Origin of the sequence: Methylobacterium brachiatum, from assembly GCF_900113845.1 — a bacterium.
Lineage (GTDB): Bacteria > Pseudomonadota > Alphaproteobacteria > Rhizobiales > Beijerinckiaceae > Methylobacterium > Methylobacterium brachiatum.
The window spans coordinates 31937-51773 of record NZ_FOQW01000004.1 but is presented as its reverse complement, the minus strand read 5'-3'; the positions used below and the strand labels follow the sequence as shown (position 1 = coordinate 51773).

General features: G+C 70.5%; 15 protein-coding genes. 11 read left to right on the top strand and 4 right to left on the bottom strand.

The features are described 5' to 3' along the window. Window positions 1-41: 41 nt before the first annotated feature. The 8 genes from BMZ47_RS04565 to BMZ47_RS04530 all read left to right on the top strand — a co-directional run bounded on the left by BMZ47_RS04565 (window position 42) and on the right by BMZ47_RS04530 (window position 9658). Window positions 42-887 (top strand): nitrilase family protein, encoded by an 846-nt coding sequence (locus tag BMZ47_RS04565; RefSeq protein WP_091859113.1) that lies wholly within the window; start codon window positions 42-44, stop codon window positions 885-887. A gap of 35 nt (window positions 888-922) precedes the next feature. After that, window positions 923-2080, top strand: a complete 1158-nt coding sequence (locus BMZ47_RS04560; RefSeq protein WP_208601011.1) for a substrate-binding protein — start codon at window positions 923-925, stop codon at window positions 2078-2080. A gap of 250 nt (window positions 2081-2330) precedes the next feature. Further along, window positions 2331-3164 carry a branched-chain amino acid ABC transporter permease gene (locus BMZ47_RS04555; RefSeq protein ID WP_091859110.1) on the top strand — a complete coding sequence of 278 codons (834 nt, stop codon included), beginning with the start codon at window positions 2331-2333 and terminating at the stop codon, window positions 3162-3164. Continuing rightward, entirely contained in the window at window positions 3157-4962 is a 1806-nt protein-coding gene (locus tag BMZ47_RS04550) for a branched-chain amino acid ABC transporter ATP-binding protein/permease (RefSeq protein ID WP_091859107.1), read from the top strand. Before BMZ47_RS04555 ends, BMZ47_RS04550 begins: the two co-directional genes overlap by 8 nt. Then, the gene (locus BMZ47_RS04545; RefSeq protein ID WP_091859104.1) at window positions 4955-5686 is read left to right on the top strand and encodes an ABC transporter ATP-binding protein; all 732 of its coding nucleotides are present in this window, start codon (window positions 4955-4957) and stop codon (window positions 5684-5686) included. Before BMZ47_RS04550 ends, BMZ47_RS04545 begins: the two co-directional genes overlap by 8 nt. 6 nt (window positions 5687-5692) lie before the next feature. Then, complete coding sequence (locus tag BMZ47_RS04540; protein WP_091859101.1) at window positions 5693-6613, top strand: DUF1028 domain-containing protein; 921 nt, start codon at window positions 5693-5695, stop codon at window positions 6611-6613. Between the two features lie 10 nt (window positions 6614-6623). Further along, on the top strand, window positions 6624-8042 hold the full coding sequence (locus BMZ47_RS04535; RefSeq protein WP_244536732.1) for an amidase: 1419 nt from the start codon (window positions 6624-6626) through the stop codon (window positions 8040-8042). An 896-nt stretch (window positions 8043-8938) separates the two neighbouring features. After that, window positions 8939-9658 (top strand): phytanoyl-CoA dioxygenase family protein, encoded by a 720-nt coding sequence (locus tag BMZ47_RS04530; RefSeq protein ID WP_091859096.1) that lies wholly within the window; start codon window positions 8939-8941, stop codon window positions 9656-9658. A gap of 15 nt (window positions 9659-9673) precedes the next feature. Here BMZ47_RS04530 and BMZ47_RS04525 read toward each other — a convergent pair whose 3' ends face one another. The 4 genes from BMZ47_RS04525 to BMZ47_RS04510 form a co-directional block, all read right to left on the bottom strand. After that, the gene (locus tag BMZ47_RS04525) at window positions 9674-11524 is read right to left on the bottom strand and encodes an ABC transporter ATP-binding protein (protein ID WP_091859736.1); all 1851 of its coding nucleotides are present in this window, start codon (window positions 11522-11524) and stop codon (window positions 9674-9676) included. A 328-nt stretch (window positions 11525-11852) separates the two neighbouring features. Further along, window positions 11853-12785 (bottom strand): ABC transporter permease, encoded by a 933-nt coding sequence (locus BMZ47_RS04520; protein ID WP_007569397.1) that lies wholly within the window; start codon window positions 12783-12785, stop codon window positions 11853-11855. Then, entirely contained in the window at window positions 12751-13710 is a 960-nt protein-coding gene (locus BMZ47_RS04515) for an ABC transporter permease (RefSeq protein WP_091859093.1), read from the bottom strand. Before BMZ47_RS04515 ends, BMZ47_RS04520 begins: the two co-directional genes overlap by 35 nt. Window positions 13711-13726: 16 nt before the next feature. Continuing rightward, the gene (locus BMZ47_RS04510; RefSeq protein WP_091859090.1) at window positions 13727-15517 is read right to left on the bottom strand and encodes a peptide ABC transporter substrate-binding protein; all 1791 of its coding nucleotides are present in this window, start codon (window positions 15515-15517) and stop codon (window positions 13727-13729) included. A 389-nt stretch (window positions 15518-15906) separates the two neighbouring features. On the opposite strand from BMZ47_RS04510, the gene BMZ47_RS04505 reads away from it, so the two are divergent. The 3 genes from BMZ47_RS04505 to BMZ47_RS04490 all read left to right on the top strand — a co-directional run bounded on the left by BMZ47_RS04505 (window position 15907) and on the right by BMZ47_RS04490 (window position 19763). Continuing rightward, on the top strand, window positions 15907-17325 hold the full coding sequence (locus tag BMZ47_RS04505) for a M20 family metallopeptidase (RefSeq protein WP_091859087.1): 1419 nt from the start codon (window positions 15907-15909) through the stop codon (window positions 17323-17325). A 303-nt stretch (window positions 17326-17628) separates the two neighbouring features. Beyond that, complete coding sequence (locus BMZ47_RS04495) at window positions 17629-18933, top strand: nucleotide sugar dehydrogenase (RefSeq protein ID WP_091859084.1); 1305 nt, start codon at window positions 17629-17631, stop codon at window positions 18931-18933. 227 nt (window positions 18934-19160) lie between these two features. After that, a complete protein-coding gene (locus BMZ47_RS04490) occupies window positions 19161-19763 on the top strand; it encodes a CoA-binding protein (protein ID WP_091859081.1) in 603 nt (200 codons plus the stop codon). Window positions 19764-19837 lie beyond the last annotated feature (74 nt).

Genomic DNA, 19837 nt, shown 5'->3' with positions numbered 1-19837 from the left:
TGATGTCCGCGCCCAGGGGCTTTTTGCGTTTTGGAGCCAGCATGATCCAAGCGAGCGATCCCGCACGCCCGCCGTTACGGGTGTCCTGCATCCAGTTCGAGCCGCAATTCGGTGCCGTGGCGGCCAATATCGCGCGGGGAGCGGATCTCATCCGCGCCGCCGCGGCGGAGGGCAGCCGCCTGATCGTCCTGCCCGAACTCGCCAGCACCGGCTACGTGTTCGAATCCGACGCGGAGGCGGCCTCCCTCGCCGAGCCGGTGCCGGACGGGCCGACGACCCGGGCCTGGGCGGCGCTCGCGGCGGAACTCGGCGTGCACATCGTGGCCGGCATCGCCGAGCGCGCGGGCGCGACCCTCTACAACGCCGCCGTGATCGTCGGGCCGCAGGGCTACATCGGCACCTACCGCAAGGCGCATCTCTGGGACCAGGAGAACGTGTTCTTCGCCAAGGGCGATCTCGGCTTCCCGGTCTTCGACACGGCGCTCGGCAAGATCGGGATCGCGATCTGCTACGACGGCTGGTTCCCCGAGACCTTCCGGCAGCTCGCCCTCGGGGGCGCCGAGATCGTCTGCATCCCGACCAACTGGGTGCCGATGCCCGACCAGCCCGCGGGCGAGGCCGCCATGGCCAACACCCTGCACCGGGCCGCCGCCCATACGAACGGCCTCTTCATCGCCTGCGCCGACCGGGTCGGCGTGGAGCGCGGCCAGCCCTTCGAGGGCCAGAGCCTGATCATCGGCCCCAAGGGCTGGCCCCTGGCCGGCCCGGCGAGCCGCGACCGGACCGAGACCCTCTCGGCCCTGGTCGATCTCGACGAGGCCGGCCGCAAGGACCTGAACGCGTTCAATTCTCTCCTGCGCGACCGCCGGACCGACATCTACGGCTGACCCCGCCCCGCATCGTCTTTTCCAGGAGCCCATTCATGGTGACACGTTCTCTCATCGGCCCCGCCGCCGCGCTCGTGCTCGCGGCCTCGGCCGCGCAGGCCGCCGACGGCAAGCCGATCGTCATCGGCGTGCCGATCGGCCTGTCGGGGGCCAACAGCGTCGTCGCCCCCTCGGTGGTGCAATCGGCGGAGCTCGCGGTCGCGGAGATCAATGCGAGCGGCGGCGTGCTCGGCCGCAAGCTCGTTTTGGAGGTGGCCGACGACGCCTCCGGCGCGGCCGGCGCCCAGAAGGCCTTCGACGGCCTGATCTATCAGAAGAAGGTCGACGTCCTGATCTCGATGGAGACGAGCGCGGCCCGCAACGCCGGCCTGCCCGCCGTCACCAAGGGTCGGGTGCCGTACATCTACACCTCGTTCTACGAGGGGCATTCCTGCAACAAGAACATGTTCGTGAATGCCTGGGTGCCCGAGCAGCAGGTGCCGCCGGTGGTCGACGCCTTCAAGGCCAAGGGCGCCAAGACCTATTTCCTCATCGGCAGCGATTACGCCTTCGGCCGCGGCATGCTCGGCTTCGCCAAGAGCTACGCCGAGAAGACCGGCGGCAAGGTGGCGGGCGAGGAATACCTGCCGATGGACGGCAGCGACTGGACCGCGATCATCTCCAAGCTGAAGGAGGCCAAGCCCGACGCGCTGATCACCTCCACGGCCGGCGGCGCGCCGAATGTCACGCTCACCAAGCAGCTGCGCGGCGCCGGCGTGTCGCTGCCCTTCGCCAACCTCGCCCTGGACGAGGGCACCGCCAAGAGCATGGGCGCCGACGCCGAGGGCGTCTACCTCTCGGCCTCCTACGTGACCGGGATCGACAGCCCGGAGAACAAGACCTTCCTGGCGGCGATGCAGAAGAAGTTCGGCGCCGAGCTGCGCACGCCCAACGATCTCTCGGTGCCGGAATACGAGGCGATCTACCTCTACAAGGCCGCCGTGGAGAAGGCGGGCGGAACCGAGACGGCGAAGGTGCTCGAGGCCCTGCCCGCTGTGAGCGTGACCGGGCCGCGGGGCACGATCCGCATGAGCAAGCAGCATCACGCCCCCCTGACCATGTATCTCGGCCAGATCCAGAAGGACGGCACCGTGAAGGTCGCCGGCACCTTCAAGGACGTCGATCCCGGCGAGCAGTGCCCGAAGCTGCCCTGAGGGGCGGGGGCTGAGGGATCCGATGATCTCCAGCCCTCTCGGAGGCAATCGGTTCCCCGTTCTCGCCGCCGCTACGCGGCTCCGAGATGGAGCGCGGGCCCCCTCTCCCGTGCGGGAGAGGGGGCAGGTCGCGCCCTGCCATCACTGCCGGCGTCCACCGGAGATCCGTGATCATCGTAGCCTCCGCGGGGCAGGGCGCGCCTCGTCACCCGCCGCGCCCTCTGCCGATCCCGCGCACCCGGAAACCCCGATGCTCCTCACCCTCGACATCCTGACCACCGCGGCGATCCTGTTCATCGTCTCGATCGGCCTGCTCGCGATCTTCGGGGTCCTGAAGATCATCAACTTCGCCCACGGGGCGTGGCTGACGGTCGGCGCCTACTGTGCCGTGGTGACGGCCAAGCTCGGGCTCAATCCCTGGGCGGCGCTGCCCCTGGCCTTCGTGGTCGGCGCGGCCCTCGGCGGGCTGGCGGAGCATTTCATCATCCGCCCCCTCTACCGCCGGCCGCTGGACGCGATCCTGGCCACCTGGGGGCTCGGGATCGTCGTCGGCCAGCTCATCACCCTGGCCTTCGGCCGCGACGTCCAGCTCACCCCGAACCTCTACGCGGGCACCGTCGCTGTCCTCGGCGTCGAGTACTCCGCCTACCGGCTCGTGGCCCTCGGCATCGCCCTCGTCATCGGGATCCTGTTCGCCCTCACCATCGAGCGGACGCGGCTCGGCCTGTCGGCCCGGGCGGTGATCATGAACGAGACCCTGGCCCGCAGCCTCGGCATCGATACCGGGCGGGTGCGCCTCGTCGTGTTCATGATCGGCGCGGGCCTGGCGGCGCTGGCGGGCGTCCTCCTGACGCCGCTGACCAGCGTCGATCCCAACATGGGGGTGAGCTGGCTGATCGGCGCCTTCATGCTGGTGATGGTGGCCGATGCGTCCTTCCTGGCGCTCGCGGCCGCCTGCCTCGTCTTCGGAGCCGCGCAGGTCCTGATCAGCACCTTCATCAGCCCGATCCTGGGCAGCATCGCCGTCGCGGTGCTCGCGGCTCTCGTGCTGCGGATCAGCCCGAAAGGTTTCTCCCGTGCTTGAGACCCTTCCCGTCGCCGAGCGCGCCGCCGCGGCGCCCCGCGGACGCCGCCTGTCCCGCGCCGCGCCCTTCGTGGCCGCGGCCCTGGCGGCGCTGGCTCTCTGGATCGCGCCGCTCTTCCTCGACACCTTCGCGGTCAACGTCCTGACCCGCTCGATGATCTACGCGGTGCTGGCCGTCACGGTGGACCTGCTCTGGGGCTTCGCGGGGATCCTGACCTTCGGGCAGGCGGCGTTCTTCGGCATCGGCGCCTACGCTACCGCGATGATCCTCGCCGCCTGCGGGGTGACGCCGCTGGGGATCGCCGCGGCCATCGCGGCGGCGCTGGTCGCGCCGGCCCTGCTCGGGCTCGCGGTCGGCTGGCTGTCCTTCTACCACCGCTCGACCCCGCTCTACGCCTCGGTGATCTCGCTGGTCGTCCCGATCGTCGTCGTGCAGCTCATCTATTCGGGCGGGGAATGGACCGGCTCCAGCAGCGGCCTCGTCGGGTTCGACGTGCTGCCCTTCGAGAGCGAGGGCTATTTCCGCCTCGCGGCGCTGGCCCTGATCGCCGTCACGCTGGCGGCCTGGATCCTGGTCCGGTCGGATGCCGGGCGCGCCCTCGTGGCCTTGCGCGACAACGAGGCGCGCTGCGCCTATCTCGGCCTCAACCCCCGGCGCCTGCAGATCCTCCTGACCGCCGCGCTCGCCGCCGTGGCCGGGCTCGCGGGCTTCCTGTTCGCCAACGCCTCCGGCGTGGTCGCCCCCGAGAATGCCGGCTTCCTGTTCGGCACCGAGCTGGTCATCTGGGTGGCGCTCGGCGGCCGCGGCACGCTGCTCGGCCCGGTGCTGGGCACGATCGCCATCGACTACCTCGCGGCCAATCTCTCCGGCGATCTGCCCTTCCTCTGGCAGCTCCTGCTGGGGACGGCCTTCGTGGCGATCATCATCCTGCTGCCGGGCGGGCTCGCCGACCTCGCCGGCCGGCTGTGGCGGGCGCTGCCGCGCGGCCGGCCCGAGCGCGCCGCCCCCGTCCTGATGGCACGGGAGGCCACCGCCGGCGCGGCAGCGACGGATGCTCCGATCCTCAAAGTGGACGGCCTGGCCAAAGCCTATGGCAGCCTGACCGTGCTCGAGGGCATCGATCTGGAGATCCGGGCGGGCGAGCTCGTCAGCCTCGTGGGCCCCAACGGTGCCGGCAAGACCACGCTGATGCGCTGCCTCAGCGACGGCACCGAGCCCTTCACCGGCGCGATCGCCATCGGCGGCACGGCGATCACCGGGCTGACGCCGAACCGGATCGTCGGGCTCGGGGTCGGGCGCAAGTTCCAGGTTGCGAGCGTGTTCGAGAGCCTGTCGGTGGCCGATTGCCTGCGGCTCGCGCGGGCCCCGCATGACGGGCTGAACCCGGTCGGCCGGGACCCGACGCTGGGCCTTCCGCAGGCGGCCCTCGACGTCCTGCGGATGACCGGCCTCGACCGCCTGCTGACGCAGCCCGCGCGCCTCCTGTCCCACGGCCAGAAGCAGGCGCTGGAACTCGCCATGGTGGTGGCGCTGGAGCCGCGGCTGATCCTGCTCGACGAGCCCACCGCCGGCCTGACCAAGGCGGAGCGCACCACCATCGGGACCGTCCTCAAGGCTCTGACCGCCGGACGCCGGATCGCCGCCGTGCTGGTCGAGCACGACCTCGATTTCGTGCGGGAGATCTCGTCCCGGATCGTGGTTTTGCACCAGGGCCGCCTGGTCCTCGACGGCACGGTGGACGCGGTCGTCGGCTCCGAGCTGGTCCGGACCATCTATTCGGGAGGCGCCCATGGTTGAGGCCGCACGACGCACCGAGCCGGCGGGAGCCGCCCTCACCCTCGATGCCGTGTCGAGCGGCTACGGCGCCGTCTCGATCGTGAAGGACGTGTCCCTGGCGGTGGGCGCGGGCGAGATCGTCGCCCTTCTCGGCAAGAACGGCATGGGCAAGACCACCCTGCTCAAGACCGTCCTGGGAATGGTGACCCTGCGCGGCGGCAGGATCACCATCGGCGGGCAAGCGCTCTCCGGCCTCTCCCCCGCCAAGCTCGTGGCGCTCGGCGTCGGCTACGCGCCGCAGGAGCAGCCTTTGTTCCAGGACCTGTCGATCCGCGACAACCTGCGCCTGGCGGTCCCGTCCGACCGCCACCTCCCGGACGCGCTGGAGCGCCTGGTCGGCCACTTCCCGTTCCTGAAGGACCGGCTCGCCCAGCGCGCCGGCACGCTCTCCGGGGGCGAGCAGAAGATGCTGATCCTCGGCCGCGCCCTGATGCTGCGCCCGCGCCTGCTCCTGATCGACGAGATCTCCGAAGGCGTGCAGCCCTCGATGGTCGAGCGCCTGCGCGCCGTGCTCCTGGCGGAGCGGGCAACGGGCCTGTCCATGCTGGTGGTGGAGCAGCACGTCGCCTTCGCGCTGGGCCTCGCCGACCGTTACGCCGTGCTCAAGCTCGGCGAGATCGTCGACAGCGGCTCGGCCAAGGCCCCGGATGCGCAGGCCCGCGTCATCGACCATCTCGCGGTGTGAGGCACGATGGAACTCAACACCTTCTCCATCGCCGCCCATTGTTCCCGGACCGGGCAGCTCGGCGTCGCAGTGGCGAGCGCCGTGCCGGCTGTGGGCGGCCTCTGCCCGTACATCCGTGCGGGGATCGGGGCTGTGACCACCCAATCCTGGGTGAACCCCTACCTCGCCCTGCGCATCCTCGACGGGCTTGCGGGAGGGCAGACGTCGGACGCGGCCCTGGCCGCGGCGCTCGAGACCGACGACCGGTCGGACCTGCGCCAGATCGGGCTCGTGGATGCAGGCGGGGCCGCCGCGGCCTGGACCGGCGCCGGCTGCACGGCAGAGGCCGGGCACCGCACCGGACCGGGCTACGCCGTTCAGGGCAACATGCTGGCCGCCCCCGGCGTGATCGATGCCATGGCCTGGGCCTTCGAGAACGGCGCCGGCTGCGACCTCGACGAACGGCTGATGCGCGCCCTCGAGGCCGGCGACGACGCGGGCGGCGACCGGCGCGGCAAGCAATCGGCGGCGCTGAGAATCGTCGCGCGCGAGGACTATCCGTGCCTCGACCTGCGCGTCGACGAGCACGCCGTCCCCGTCGCCGAGCTGCGCCGGATCCTCGCCGTCGCCCGGCGGCAGCTCGTGCCCTTCGTGGCCGCGATGCCGCGGAGGGACGGTCCGGCCGGCGCGCTACCGGAGGACGTCGCCGCGATGCTCCTGCGGCCGCCCGCGGAGCGGCCCGGCGCGGTCGCTCCAGGCGCGACAGACTCGCTGCACGCGATCGCCGGCCTGCCCTCGGAAGCGGCCGGACGGGTCGCGCACCTGCGGGCGCAATTCGCGCCGGTCCTGGCCGAGATCCGAACCCTGCGCGAGCTCGACCTCGCGGCGGTCCATCCCCCGGTCGTCTTCGACCCGAGCCTTCCCTATCGCCGGGTGCCCCATGAGTAACGCCATCTGGATGAGTGACGCCATCTGGTCCCTGCCGATCACGGAGCTCGCCCGGCGGATCGCGGCGCGGGAGCTGTCGAGCGTCGAGCTCGTCGGTGCCTACCTCGACCGGATCGGGCGCCTCGACGGCGACCTTCAGAGCTTCGTATGCCTGTCGTCCAGCGCCCTCGACGCGGCGCGGGCGGCGGACGAGGAGATCGCCCGGACGGGACCGCGGGGGCCGCTCCACGGCATCCCGATCGGCATCAAGGACAATTACACCACCGCCGACCTGCCGACCCGGGCGGGCACCTCGGTCGGGGCTCTGACCTTCCCGCAGGAGGACAGCCATTGCGTGGCGAAGCTGCGGGCGGCCGGCGCCGTGATCCTCGGCAAGCTGCGCATGCACGAATTCGCCTGGGGCATGGTCACGCCGCCGACGCGCAACCCCTGGGATCTCGCGCGGGTGCCCGGCGGATCCAGCGGCGGCTCGGCGGGGGCGGTGGCGGCCCGGCTGTGTCCGGCAGCGCTCGGCTCGGACACGGGCGGCTCCATCCGCATCCCGGCGGCCCTCTGCGGCGTCGTGGGCCTCAAGCCGACCTACGGACGGATCGGCCGCTCGGGAATCGTCCCGCATTCCTGGTCCCTCGACCATGCCGGGCCGCTGACCCTGACGGTGGCCGACGCGGCGCTCCTGCTCCAGGTCCTGGCGGGCCCCGATCCGGCCGATCCTGCAGCCGCCGTCGACCCCGTGCCGGACTACACGGCCGGGCTCGACGCGCCGGTCCGCGGATTGCGCGTGGCGGTGATCCGCAACCACTTCTTCGAGGCCATTGACGCGGATGTTGCCGCGGCGGTGGAGGATGCGATCGGCTTCTTCGCCGGGCAGGGCTGTCCGGTGCGCGACGTCACGGTGCCCGCCCTGCGCTACGGGCTCGGCGCCATCTACGCCATCGAGCTGGCCTCCTCCACGGCCTACCACGACCGCAACCTCGCGCAGGGCCACGTGGCGGGCTTCGCCGAGGATGTCCGCGACCTGGTGGAGATGGGCCGGTTCGTGACCGGTCCGGACTACCTCCGGGCCGAGCAGGCCCGGGGGCTGATCATGGCCGAGATGGCCGCCGCGCTGGACGAGGCGGACGTGATCGTCACCCCCACTTCGCCGCTGACCGCGTGGCGGACCGACGAGACGACGGTTGCGCTCGCGGGGCGGCGGGAGAGCGTCCTCGCGGCGTCCTGGCGCCTGACCTATCCGTTCAATCTGACCGGCCTCCCCGCCATCGCGCTGCCCTGCGGCTTCGACCGGCGCGGCCTACCGATCAGCCTGCAGATCGCGGCCCGGCCCTTCGCCGAGGCCACACTTCTCCGATTCGCGAACCGGTATGAGCAAGCACACGATTGGTGGCGCCGGGTCCCGCAGCGCGCGCACACCGTAGCCGGGGCTTCCTGACGCGCACTGCGTGCTATCGGCCCACCTGTGTTCAATGGATCAGCGTCTCCAAGTATTGCCGCAGCAGATATGAACGATATTCTCGGGCCTCAATTGGCTGGGAGGATCCAGTCAAAATATGCGAACCCACTTTCAAGCGCTTTTAGCAGCAATTGAAATACTTGATACACCCCACATCATTGCCATTTATTGCAGTTTACCTGGGTTTAAAAGTTAATCCAACCGGCCCGCGGTGACGCGAATACATCGAAATTTAGCGACTGGTCGCCGATTACACCACGTGGGTGGATCGGGTTGTCGTACCGGTGCGGCAGCTCTCGGTCATGAGCTACGCCGCCTTGAGCGCGTCGAAGACCTCGCCGTTCAGAAGCCTATCTCGCATTGCGCAGCCTTGCGCCTATGCGCACCACGGATCGCTTGGCACTCTCGTGTCACCTTATCGGCCACGTACAGCATCTGGAATTGTCGACCATTTGTCCGCCTCAGATCCTTCCCCCACCGGACCTGATTGATTTTCAGCCTATCGTAGGCTCAACGTCAGCCAAACTTAAACAACATCCTTCGAGCCGACGGCTCGGGTCGCGTCACCGACGCCCTCGCCGGCGAGACCAGCACGTCCACCTCGCCGCAGCTTTGCGGCCACCGCCAGCCCATGCCGCCGCCTTCGCAGCTGTCCATCCTGGTTCTGGATCAAAAGCCATACCCAAGGACTGACCAGCTCAGTGACGGTGGATCAGCAGCGCCATCTTTCCGCCCGGCGCTGCATGCGATCGCATCGGGCGGGCCTGCCCTCTATTTGCATTTGACCTTCGCGCATAAGTGGTATTTACCACCGTTAATATACAACTTGCACTCATAATAAACTGTGAAGTGTTCTGTCCGATCGAGGCGCTTCCATGAACTTCGTCAGCCGAGACCCGTCCGGAACCCTGGCCGGTGCGCTGGCGGCGCAGATCGACGCGAACGGCTACGCCGTGATCGAGGATTATGTCGCGCCGGATGAGTTGCGCGGCGCGCAGGCCTTCGTCGTCGATGCGATCGCGGCCAATGGCGGCGAGTATGTCGGGTTTACCGGGACCGAGCGTCTCGGCGGGACGTTCCTGGCCGACCTGCCCGAGGATCCGGATTTCGTGGCCCTGTGCCGGGGCATCTACGCGCGGGCGGTGGGCAAGCCCGCGCCGGAGGTCGGGTTCTACCAGATCCTGCGCTGCCTCTCAGGCCGCGGCGCCCGGGCGCATTCGATGCGCTTCCATTACGATTCCTACGTCCTGACGGCGCTGATCCCGATCGTGGTGCCCGAGCGCGGCAGTCCCGGACGGCTGATCATCCTCCCCAGCACCCGCGGCCTCCGCCGGACCTATCTCGGCAACCTCGTCGACAAGGTGCTGGTCGACAATAGGCTCGCGCAGGCGCTGCTGAACGTGGCCTATCGCCGGGGAAGCCGGCGCATGATCCGGCTCTCGCTTAAGCCTGGAAACCTGTATTTCTTCTGGGGCTACCGCTCGCTGCACACCAACGAGCCGTGCGACGCCGACGCGATCCGCGCCACCGCGCTGCTGCACTACGCCGACCCGCACGCGGACAGCCGGGTCAAGCGGGCGCTGCGCCGGCGCTGACGCACCGGCCCGGGGTCACGCAGCCGCGACCCGCGTGGCGGCGGCCTCCCAATCCGCTCCCCAATCCTGCACCACGTGGCCCGGGGAGACCTCCCGGTAGAGGCGCTCGGGTGGGACGTAGTCCGGCGCGCGGATCGGGCTGCGGATCTCGTCGTCCGGCAGGGCGTGCCGGTCCCGGCGGCGGGCCGGGTCGGGGACCGGGACGGCGGCCAGCAGCTTCCTCGTGTAGGGATGCTGCGGGTCGCCGAACACCGCGGCGCGGGGGCCGATCTCGACGATCTCGCCGAGATACATCACCGCCACCCGGTGGCTCACCCGCTCGACCACGGCCATGTCGTGGGAGATGAACAGGTAGGCGAGCCCCATCTCGGCCTGCAGGTCGAGCATCAGGTTGACCACCTGCGCCTTCACCGAGACGTCGAGCGCCGAGACCGCCTCGTCGGCGACGATCAGGCGGGGGCGCAAAGCCAGCGCCCGGGCGATGCAGATCCGCTGGCGCTGGCCGCCGGAGAATTCGTGCGGGAACCGTCCGGCGGCCTCGGCCGGCAGCCCGACCCGGGTCAGCAGCGCCTCGGCCCGCTCCCGCGCCTCGCGAGCGGTGGCGAGGCGGTTGATCAGCAGGGGCTCGGCCACCGCGGCGCCGACGCTCATGCGCGGATCGAGGCTGGCGAAGGGGTCCTGAAAAATCATCTGCATCCGCTGGCGGCGCGTGCGCAGGGCCTTGGCGTCGAGGCCGGCGATGTCCTCGCCGTCGAGCAGGACCGAGCCGGAGAGGGGCTCGACCAGGCGCAGGATCGAGCGGCCGGTGGTGGACTTGCCGCAGCCGGATTCGCCGACCAGCGCCAGGGTCTCGCCGGCCGCGAGGCTGAACGAGACCCGCTCCACCGCGTGGACCCGGCCGGTCATGCGGCCGAACAGGCCGGAGCGGATCTCGAACCGGGTGGTCAGGTCGCGCACCTCCAGGACCGGGCGCTCGGCCGCCCGGACGGTATCGGGGGTCTCGGGCGTCGGCTCGGCGACCCCGGTGGCGCGGTCGATCACGGGGAAGCGCATCGGCCGGGCCCGGCCCGCCATGGCGCCGAGCCGCGGCACGGCCGCCAGCAAGGCGCGCGTGTAGGGATCCTCGGGCGCGGAGAAGATCTGGGCGGTGGGGCCGGTCTCCACGGCGCGGCCGCGATACATCACCACCGTGCGGTCGGCGATCTCGGCGACCACGCCCATGTCGTGGGTGATGAACAGGACCGACATGCCCTCCTCGTCCTGGAGGCTCTTGATCAGGTCGAGGATCTGGGCCTGGATGGTCACGTCGAGCGCCGTGGTCGGCTCGTCCGCGATCAGCAGCTTGGGCCGGCAGGCCAGCGCCATGGCGATCATCACCCGCTGGCGCATGCCGCCGGAGAACAGGTGCGGGTATTGATGGATCCGCGACCGGGCGCCCGGGATCCGGACCTTGTCGAGGAGCCGGACCACCTCGGCCTCGGCGGCGGCCCGCGACAGGCCCCGGTGCCGGATCAGCGCCTCGGCAATCTGGAAGCCGACGGTCAGAACCGGGTTCAGGGAGGTCATCGGCTCCTGGAAGATCATGGCGATGGAATCGCCCCGGACCCGGCGCATCTCGGCCTCGGAGGCGGCCAGCAACTCGCGGCCCTCGAAGCGTACGCTGCCGCCGATTCGGCTCGCGTCCCGGGCGAGCAGGCGCATGATCGACATGGCGCTGACGCTCTTGCCGGAGCCGGATTCGCCCACCAGCGCCACGGTCTCCCGGGGGCCGATGTCGAACGAGACGCCGTGCACGACCTCGCGCCAGCGCCCGTCGGAGCGGAAGGCGGCGGTGAGGTCGCGCACCGACAGGATCGGATCCGTCACGGGGGTCACTCCTGATCAGCCCGGATTTTGGTAAGCAACGAACCGCCTACCCTCCACCTCATCCCATGCGGTTGCGGGCCGGGACGGACGGGACACCACCCGCGCCTCTCCCTCCCCCCTCTGCGGGGGAGGGTGGGCCGGCCGTTAGGCCGGGTCGGGAGAGGGGAACCCGGGTTCAGGACAAGGCGCGACCGGCATGACGGGCGAAGCCCAATTCTACACCGTCGCTCCCCTCTCCCGACCCCCTTCGGGGGCCACCCTCCCCCGCAGAGGGGGGAGGGAGGGCGCGCGGCTTTCCGACCGCTATCAGAGCTGCGCAGGCCCATGCCTAAAAAACCCGCCGCGGGTCGAGGGCGTCGCGCAGGCCGTCGCCGATGAAGTTGATCGACAGGACCGTCAAAAAAATCGCGCCGCCGGGGAAGAGCGCCCAGTGAGGGGCGACGTCGAGATGGTCCTTGGCGTCGAACAGCAGCCGGCCCCAGGTCGGGATGTCCGGGGGGAAGCCGAGGCCGAGGAACGAGAGGGTCGATTCCGCGATGATCGCCGCCGAGACCTCAATGGAGGCGGCCACGATCACCGGGCCGAGCGCGTTCGGCAGGATGTGGCGGCGCACGAGGTGCCCGGTGGTGGCGCCCTGCGAGCGCGCCGCCTCCACGAACTCCTTCTCGCGGAGCGTCAGGAACTGCGCCCGCACCAGCCGGGCGACCGGCATCCAGCGCAGGCCGCCGATCACCGCGACGATCATGAGGAAGACGCCGCCCTGGACCCCGAACACGGCCTTCAGGCTGTCGCGGAACAGGTAGATCACCAGCAGCAGCAAGGGCAGCTGCGGCAGCGACAGGAACAGGTCGGTCAGCCACATCAGCGCCGGATCGAGCATCCGGCGCGACATGCCGGCGAGCGCCCCGACCACGACCCCGATCAGGCTCGCCACCGCCATGGCGGCGAAGCCCACCGCCAGCGAGATCCGGCCGCCATAGATCATCCGGGCGAGCAGGTCCTGGCCGAGATCGTCGGTGCCGAACGGGTGCGCCCAGGACGGCCCCTGGAGCTGCGCCGAGAAGTCGATGTCGTCGATGGCCAGCGGCCAGATCAGGCCGCCGAACAGCACGCCGCCGACCAGCACCGCCAGCACGGCGACGCTCGCCAGCGCCAGCCGGTGCCGGCGGAACCGCCGCCAGGTCTCCCGCCCGGGCGAGGCCGGGGCGCGGGCGAGGGGAGGCGCCTCAACGGAGGGCGATGCGAGGGTCGAGCCAGCCATAGAGCAGGTCCGCGACGAGGTTGAACAGGACGACGAGGCCGGCGAACACGAAGGTCACGGCCATCACCACCGGGGTGTCGTTGGCCAGCATCGCGTCGATCAGCAGGGAGCCGATGCCGGGGATCCGGAAGATCTGCTCGGTGACGATGGCGCCGCCGAACACCGCCGGGATCTGGAGGGCGACGAGCGTCACCACCGGGATCAGGGCGTTGCGGGCGATGTGCCGGCGGGTGACCGTGCCCTCGGTGAGCCCCTTGGCCCGGGCGGTGGTGACGTAGTCGAGGCGGGCGACGTCCAGCGCCGAGGCGCGCACGTAGCGGGTGTAGGAGGCGGCCTGGAAGAAGCCCAGAACCGCCACCGGCATGATCGCCTGGCGGATGTTCTCCCAAGCCCAGGCCAGGCCGGTGCCGGGCAGGTCGGCCTGGTAGACGAAGGGCAGCCAGCCGAGCTTGATCGAGAACAGCAGGATGAACAGCAGGCCGGTGAAGAAGGTCGGCAGCGAGAAGCCGACGAAGGCCAGGGTGTTGGCGACCTGGTCGGCCAGCGAGTAGGGCCGGCGGGCGGCGTAGAGGCCGACCGGGACCGCCACCAGCAGCGCCAGGACCTGCGAGGAGCCGACCACGAACAGGGTCGTGGGCAGCCGCTGCAGGATCAGCGTGTCGACGTTGACCCGGCTGGCGAACGAGAACCCCCAATCCCCGTGCAGCATGGCCCAGAGCCAGCGCAGGTAGCGGGTGAAGATCGGGTCATCGAGGCCGAACTTCAGCCGCAGGGCCGCGCGCACCTCCGGGGGCACGTTCGGGTTGGCGGCGAGCTCGCCGAACGGATCGCCCGGCGCGAGCGCCAGGACGACGAACAGGATCAGGCTGATCCCGAGCAGGCTCGGGATCGCGATCAGCAGCCTGCGCAGGATGTAGGCGCCCATGGCGCGCGACTCCCGCTCAGGCCTCCCGGCTCCATTCGGGCAGGAACGACAGGTCGTTGTCCCAGCCGCTGCGCGGCGCCACCAGCTTGGCGGCGGCCCCCGAGACCTCGGCCCGATGGATCAGCGGCAGGATGTTCTCCGAGACCGCGAGGTCGTTGGCCTTGATCAGCAGGGCGGCGCGCTTGACCGGGTCGAGCTCGGACTGGGCGGCGTTGTAGGCCGCGTCGTACTCGGCGTTGCGCCAGCGCGAGATGTTGCGGCCCTGCCACTTGTTCTCCTTGGTGGCGGCCTCCCAGGAGACGTACTGGAGCAGCCAGGTCGAGGGATCGGCCTGGGTCATGCTGATCGCGTACATCTCCATGTCCGCGTAGAAATGCGGGAACGTGTCCGGGTTGGCGGTGTCCGAGGAGAAGAACACCGAGCCGGTGACCGATTTCAGCTCGATCTCGATGCCGGCCTTGGCGGCGGCCTGCTTGATGATCGCCTGGGTCTTCTGGCGCGGGGCGTTGATCGAGGTCTGGAACAGCAGCTTCAGCCGCTTGCCGTCCTTGGCCCGGATGCCGTCGGAGCCCTTCTTCCAGCCGGCCTCGTCGAGGAGCGCGTTGGCCTTGGCCGGATCGAACGCGAAGCTGGTGTTCTTCGAGACGAAGCGCTCCGGGCCGTTGACCGAGTTGGCCGTGGCCCGGCCGGTGCGGCCGTAGATGTAATCCTGGATCGACTTGCGATCGACCAGGAGGTTCATCGCGTGGCAGACCTTCGGGTCGGAGAAGGCCGGGTGCTTGGTCTTGAGCGAGGAGCGCTCGCCATCGACCTCGACGTTCGGGTCGGTGGCGTTGAGCAGCAGGAATTCGAGCTTGCCGCCGTAGACGACGTCGACCCGGCCCTTGCCGCCGGTCTCCAGGCGCTTGAGCACCTCGTCCTCGACGAGCAGGTTCCAGGCGTAGTCGTACTCGCCGGTCTGGAGCACGGCCCGGGCCGCCGAGACCGCGTCGCCGCCGCCCTTCATCTCGATGCTGTCGAAATACGGCCGGTTCGGCAGGTGGTAGGTCGGGTTGCGCTCGCCGCGGACGATGTCGCCGGGCCGGAATTCGAGGAACCGGTAGGGGCCGGTGCCCACGGGCGCGAGGTTCTGGGGCGCCTCCCGGGACTTGGCGCCCGTATAGGCGGCGAACAGGTGCTTGGGCAGGATCATGCCCACGGTGCCCACGAAGGCATCACTCCAGTACGGCGTCGGCTTGTCGAACAGGATCCGGACGCTGAGGTCGTCGATCTTCTCGACCTTGCAATCCTTGTAGGAGCCGATCGTCACCGCGGCGGTGGCCGGGTCGCGGGCATAGGCCCAGGTGAAGACGAGGTCGTCGGCGGTGAGCGGCTTGCCGTCGTGCCACGCCACACCGGGCTTGATCTTCCAGACCACCGAGCGGCCGTCGGCGGCCAGCCCGCCATTCTCCTTGGACGGGATCTCGGCGGCGAGCACCGGCACGAGGTTGCCGTCCGCGTCCCAGGCCGCCAGCGGCTCGTAGAAGATCCGCGAGGCCTCCTGGTCCTTGGTGCCGATGGCGAAATGCGGGTTGATCAGGGTCGGCGCCTGCCACCAGAGCAGGCGCAGCGCGCCGCCGCCACCGGCCTTGGTCGGCTTGTAGGCGGCCCGGAGATCGGCGGCCATCGCCACCCCGTTCTCGGCCAGCATCAGCCCGGCCAGCGGCGCGGAGAGCCCGACCGCCAGCATCCGCTGCACGAAGCCGCGCCGTGACAGGTCCCCGGACTTCACCCGCCCGATGAGCCCGCGCAGATCCCGCTCGTCCATGCATCGATCCCTGATTGTCGCCGCGACCCGCACAGCATCCTTGTGGGTGCGGCTTTCGCAAGGCTCTTGGCAAGGGGCGCGCCAGTTACGCTTGGGGCGAAACGTCGTCGCCGGGGCTCGGCAGCCTGGCCCCGGGCCTGCATGACGGGGCTCGATACGGATTCCGGTTGAAGATCTCGAATGGCCTTCCCCGTCATCGCGAGCGCAGCGAAGCGACCCAGGGCAGCGCGCGATCTTGGGCCGTGGCGGATCCCTGGGTCGCTTCGCTGCGCTCGCAATGACGGTGGGAGGATCGGCCGAGCGATCGGACCGGGAAACGCCTGACATGCAGGATGCGGCACTCGCTATGGTGGTGCGCATCGGCGCGAGACACGCTCGGAGACGACCTGATGGACAACCGCAACACCGTGTGGCGCCACGTCGACGCGCAGAAGGAGCGGCTGATCGCCCTCTCGGAGCGCGTCTGGGGCATGCCGGAGGTCTGCTACACGGAAACGCGCTCCTGCGCCGAGCACGCGGCGGAGCTGCGCCACCAGGGCTTCCGCGTCACCGAGCAGGTCGCCGGCATCCCCACCGCGGTGATGGGCGAGGCCGGGGAGGGCGGTCCGGTCATCGCCTTCCTGGGTGAGTACGACGCGCTGCCGGGCCTGTCGCAGGAGGCGGGCGTCGCCGAGCACCGGCCCGTGGAGGCCGGCGGCCACGGCCATGGCTGCGGCCACAACCTCCTCGGGGCGGCGGCTTTGCTGGCCGCCACCGCCGTGAAGGATTGGCTCGCCGAGACCGGCACCCCCGGCCGCGTGCGCTATTACGGCTGCCCGGCCGAGGAGGGCGGGGCCGCCAAGGCGTTCCTAGTCCGGGCGGGCGCCTTCGCGGATGCCGACATCGCGATCTCCTGGCACCCGGGCAGCTTCTGGGAGGTGGCGCCCCCGGTGGCGCTCGCCAACACCCGGGCGGACTTCATCTTCACCGGCCGGACCGCCCACGCGGCGGCCGCGCCGCATCTCGGCCGCTCGGCGCTGGACGCGGTGGAGCTGATGAGCGTCGGCGTGAACTACATGCGCGAGCACATGCCCTCCGACGCACGGGTGCACTACGCCTATCTCGATGCCGGCGGCATCGCCCCCAACGTCGTCCAGGCGAGCGCGAAGGTGCGCTACTCGATCCGGGCGCGGGACCTGCCGGGGATGCTCGCCCTGGTCGAGCGGGTGAAGAAGGTGGCCGAGGGCGCCGCGCTGATGACCGAGACCAGCGTCGAGGTGCGGATCGTCAGCGCCGTGTCGAACCTCCTGGGCAACGACCCGCTGGAGCGGGCGCTCCACGGGGTCATGGAGGAGCTCGGCCCCCCGCATTTCGACGCGGCCGACCGGGCCTTCGCCACGGAGATCCGGTCCACGCTCAGCGACGGCGACATCGATGCCGTGTTTCGCGCCATCGGGCTGCCGCGCACCGAGGCGCCGCTGGCCGATTTCCTGGTGCCGCTCGACGCCCCGCGCAACCCGGCGGTGGGCTCCACCGATGTCGGCGACGTGAGCTGGGTGGTGCCGACCGTCCAGGCCCACGCGCCGACCGTGGCGGTGGGCACGCCGTTCCACACCTGGCAGGTGGTCGCCCAGGGGCGCAGCCCGGCCGCCCACAAGGCGATGGTCCAGGTCGCCAAGGCGATGGCCGCCACCGGCGCCCTGGCGCTCACCGATCCGGCCCTGCGCGAGGCCGCCAAGGCCGACCTCGCCCGCCGGGTCGGCGCCGCCGGCTACGTCTCGCCGCTCCCCCCGGAGGTGGAGCCGCCGCTGCGGATGTCGATGGGGTGAGGGCGGTGGCCGGGCACGCGCGCGTCTCCCTCCCCCCTTTGCGGGGGAGGGTGGGCCGGCCGTCAGGCCGGGTCGGGAGAGGGGAGCGCCGTGTCCGGAGAGATCGCGACGCCCGATACATCCTGCATCGTCGCGCTGCCCCTCTCCCGACCCCCTTCGGGGGCCACCCTCCCCCGCAGAGGGGGGAGGGAAGGCGCCCGCCATGAAGGCGATGCGCCATCACCGCCCGCCCCCGCATACCGAAACCCGCCGCGAGCGGGTATGACCCGGTCCGGGCGGCACGCGCCCCGCACGGCATCACCGATGGACGTCACCCCCTCCGAAACGACCTGCCTGGCCATCGTCGGCCTCGGTTATGTCGGGCTCCCCCTCGCCCTGGCCTTCGGGCAGGGCCTGCGCACGATCGGCTACGAGCGCGCGCCCGCCAAGGTCGCGGCCTACCGGGACGGGATCGACCCGGCCGGGGAGATCGAGCCGGCCGCGTTCCGGGCCGCGACCCATCTGGCGATCACCGACGACCCGACCGCCCTGTCGGAGGCCGACGTGATCATCGTCACGGTGCCGACCCCGGTGGACGACGCCCAGAGCCCGGATTTCAGCCTGCTCATCGAGGCCTCGGCGCTGGTCGGGCGGCACATGCGGCGCGGGGCGATCGTGGTCTTCGAATCCACGGTCTATCCCGGCGCCACCGAGGAGGTCTGCGTCCCCGTGCTGGAGCAGCATTCCGGCCTGCGCTGGAAGGCGGATTTCTGGGTCGGCTACTCGCCCGAGCGGATCAATCCCGGGGACCGGGAGCACAGCCTCGCCAAGGTCGTGAAGATCGTGGCCGGGGACACCCCGCAGACCCTGGAACGGCTCACCGCCCTCTACGGGACGATCATCGCGGCCGGGATCCACGCGACCTCGTCGATCCGGGTCGCGGAGGCCGCCAAGGTCATCGAGAACACCCAGCGCGACCTGAACATCGCGCTGATGAACGAGCTGTCGCAGATCTTCGACAAGCTCGACCTCGACACCCTGGAGGTGCTGCGGGCCGCCGGCACCAAGTGGAACTTCCTGCCGTTCCGCCCGGGGCTGGTCGGCGGCCACTGCATCGGGGTCGATCCCTATTACCTGACCCACAAGGCCGCGATGGTCGGCCACCACCCGCAGGTGATCCTGGCCGGGCGGCGGATCAACGACAGCATGGCCGCCCATGTCGCCCGCAAGACCGTCAAGCTGATCGTCCAGCAGGGTGGCCGTGTCGGGGGCGCGAAGGTCATCGTGCTCGGCCTGACCTTCAAGGAGAATTGCTCCGACCTGCGCAATTCCAAGGTGGCCGACCTGATCCGGGAGCTGGCCGAGTTCGGCTGCGCCGTCTCGGTCCACGATCCCCGCGCCCGCAAGGACGAGGCCCGGGCCGAGTACGGCATCGATCTGGTCGACTGGGCCGACCTGCCCGATCGGGTCGACGCCGTGGTGGTGGCGGTGCCGCACCGGGACTATGCCGAGCGCCCCCCGGAAGACATCGCCGCCCGGCTCAGGCCCGGGGGCCTGATCGTCGACGTGAAGTCGCTCTACGACCCGGACGCGTTCCGGGCGCTGGGGCATACGGTCTGGCGGCTCTGACAGAGCCCTTCCGCAAGGCCACCGGCTCAGCGATGATGCAGCTTCCCGTTGACGGACTCGCCGCGCTCTCACCGTCCTTGCGAGCGCAGCGAAGCAACCCAGGGCAGCGCGCGATCCCAGACCGTCGCGTGGTCCCTGGGTCGCTTCGCTGCGCTCGCGATGACGGCGCGGGTCGATAGGCCGAGCGCGTCGGCAGGACATCGTATGGTACGGCGGGAGTGGCGGGCATGCACCAGACCAAGGACGGCCAAGGGACGCCACCATCGGACGCGCCGGGGCCGGACTTCGCCGCCCGGCACGCGCGCTACCCCGAGGCGCAGATCCGCAAGATCCTGAACGACACGCGCACGATCGCGCTGGTCGGCGCCTCCGCGAACCCGGCCCGCCCGAGCTGGATCGTGCTCAAATACCTGATCGACCGGGGCTACGCGGTCACCCCGGTCAATCCGGGTCTCGCCGGGCAGGACCTGCTCGGGCGGCGGGTGGTGGCCTCCCTCGCCGACATCCCGGAGCCGATCGACATGGTCGAGATCTTCCGCAATTCCGCCGCCGCGGGCCCACTCGTGGACGAGGCGCTCGGCCTCGATCCGCTGCCCAAGGTGATCTGGATGCAGCTCGGCGTGCGCGACGACGCGGCGGCCGCCCGGGCCGAGGCGCGGGGCCTCACGGTGATCATGAACCGCTGCCCGAAGATCGAGTACGGCCGGCTCTCGGGGGAGATCGGCTGGACCGGGGTGAATTCGCGCATCCTCAGCGCGAGAAAGCCGGTGCTGGCCGGCCGCGGCGTCCAGCGGCTCACCATCGCCGAGCGGGGCAAGCGCCCGGATTGACCGGCGCGGTATCATGATACCGCTAACGCTAAGCCTTTCGGATAGAACATGTTTTCAGGATTTCGATTTTCCCG